This is a genomic window from Desulfococcus sp. (genome assembly GCF_050178255.1).
Classification (GTDB): Bacteria; Desulfobacterota; Desulfobacteria; order Desulfobacterales; family Desulfococcaceae; genus Desulfococcus; species Desulfococcus multivorans.
This window is the reverse complement of sequence record NZ_JBFXGG010000165.1, coordinates 1-2,227: the sequence shown is the minus strand read 5'-3', so window position 1 is coordinate 2,227 and position 2,227 is coordinate 1. Positions and strand designations below refer to the sequence as shown.

The window sequence follows — 2,227 nt, the reverse complement described above, 5'->3', positions numbered from 1 at the left end:
CGCCGGGTCACCTCTTCCAACTTGGATGGATCGGCGATATAACTCTCCACCAACCCGCAAGCCGCACAGACATAATTGTCCAAAGCGGCCACCGACATCAGACCGATGGGAATGGCGTTGCTGGAGAAGGGACCGCTTTTGAGGGGGATGTCGGCACCGGAATAGATTTCTTTAGAACCACACTTCGGACATTGACCGTTTTTCATCTTTATGGTTTCCTCGCATTGAAATTTTTGGATGACCCGCCTGAAAAATTCAAATTAGGATGAAAACCGATGGAATGTCAAATGATCAGGGGATGGGATCATCAAAAAAGCGCAGCAGCTCCATGGGATGGCGGATCAGGCTTTCAGCCCCGCCCGCCGAGAGCTCGGACGGCGACCGGAACCCCCAGCAGGCACCGACGGAAAACATGCCGGCGGCTCTGGCCGTCCTCATGTCCGTGGGCGTATCTCCCAGGAAGAGAACCGCCGCAGGGGAAATCCCCATCCCATCGGCGATCTCGAGAGCTGCTGCAGGATCGGGCTTTCTCGGCACCCCTTCCCGTTGACCGAATACCGCTGCAAAGGTCCATTCCGGAAAAAATCGCTCCACAAAAGCCGTGGTGAAGGCATGCGGTTTGTTGGAGAGGACCGAGAGCCGGACCCCCCTTTCGGAAAGTCCGTCCAGGAGCTCTGGAACGCCGGGGTAGGGTCGGGAATGATGATGCCAGCACCCCTCGTACTCCCGAAAGAACGCCTGGACGCCCGCCTGGACTCGCTCCGACGACCGGGCCTTTTCCGGAAGCGCTCGCCGCATCAATTCGACCACGCCGTCGCCCATGAACCGATAATAAGCGGCCCCGGGGTGCTCGAGAAAGCCGTATCGGCTCAAAACCCGGTTGACGGCATCTCCCACGTCGGCTGCCGAATCGATCAGGGTACCGTCCAGGTCAAAAATAATCGCCTTGTATGCGCCTATGGTCACGGATACGCCCCCTCCTTTTTACAGATGACCGGGCGCGTTTGACCGACAACGGAAAAACGAGCCCGACAAATTCAAACCATACTCAACACCATGATCGGAGACCTTACTGGGACGCGCCGACCATGGCGGCAAGATCCACCATCCGATTGGAATACCCGGTCTCGTTATCGTACCATGAGAGGACCTTTACCATGTCGCCCACGGTGTAAGTGTTCGGTGCATCCACTACGGATGACAGTTCGCACCCATTGTAGTCCGTCGACACCAGGGGGAGTTCGCTGTACCCCAGGATCCCTTTCAGGGCGTTCTCGGAGGCTTCCTTGAGGGCGCTGTTGACGTCGCTCACCGTCACCCCCGATTTCGCAACAGTGCACACGAAGTCGACCAGGGATACATTGGGTGTGGGAACGCGGATAGCCAGGCCGTTGAGCTTGCCCGAAAGATCCGGGAGCACCAGCGCCACCGCCTTGGCCGCGCCGGTGGTGGTCGGAATCATGGAAAGCGCCGCAGCCCGGGCCCGCCGCAGGTCCTTGTGGGGAAAGTCGAGCAGCCGCTGATCGCCGGTATAGGAATGGATGGTCGTCATGAGACCCCGGTTGATGCCGAAGCTTTCGTTGAGGACCTTTGCCACCGGCGCGAGACAGTTGGTGGTGCATGAGGCGTTGGATATGATGTGGTGCTGATCGGGTCGGTATTCATGATCATTGACCCCCATGACGATGGTAACATCGGGATTTTGAGCCGGCGCGGAGATGACGACCTTCCGTGCCCCCGCGATGAGATGCTTGCCGGCGCCGTCCCGGTCCCGAAAAAAACCGGTGCATTCCGCTACGACGTCGACGCCCAGATCCTTCCAGGGCAGCTGGGCCGGATCCTTGATGTCGGTGTATGGAATCTCCTGCCCATCCACTACGATGGCGCCTTCTTTTGCGACGACGTCGACGTCCAGGCGACCGTGGACCGAATCATACTTGAGGAGGTGGGCCATGGTGGCGGCGTTGGTGAGGTCGTTGATGCCGACGACCTCTATATCCGGATGTTTCATGGCGGCCCTGAACACCACGCGACCGATTCTTCCAAAACCATTGATGCCGATTTTAATGCTCATCTTTTCTCCTTTTTGGATTTTCCGTTGAGCGATAATGGGATGCTGCATACTTTCCCCAAAATAATCATAATTTTGCAATTTCAAAGGTTGACGTCAACTTTCGGTGTTCATGACAGCCTGCGCTCCATGTCGTTGGCATAAAGAGGCTGAAGG

The 2,227-nt window shown here is 57.3% G+C and carries 3 protein-coding genes; all 3 read right to left on the bottom strand.

Going from position 1 to position 2,227, the window contains the following annotated elements; all coding sequences use genetic code 11:
- Window positions 1-206 (bottom strand): hypothetical protein (locus AB7S84_RS16465; RefSeq protein ID WP_428155817.1); only part of this gene is annotated, 206 nt, incomplete at its 3' end.
- An 85-nt stretch (window positions 207-291) separates the two neighbouring features.
- Entirely contained in the window at window positions 292-966 is a 675-nt protein-coding gene (locus AB7S84_RS16460) for an HAD family hydrolase (RefSeq protein ID WP_020876455.1), read from the bottom strand.
- A gap of 103 nt (window positions 967-1,069) precedes the next feature.
- Window positions 1,070-2,074: a type I glyceraldehyde-3-phosphate dehydrogenase gene (gene gap / locus AB7S84_RS16455; protein WP_020876454.1), complete on the bottom strand. Its 1,005-nt coding sequence runs from the start codon at window positions 2,072-2,074 to the stop codon at window positions 1,070-1,072.
- Between the last annotated feature and the right edge of the window lie 153 nt (window positions 2,075-2,227).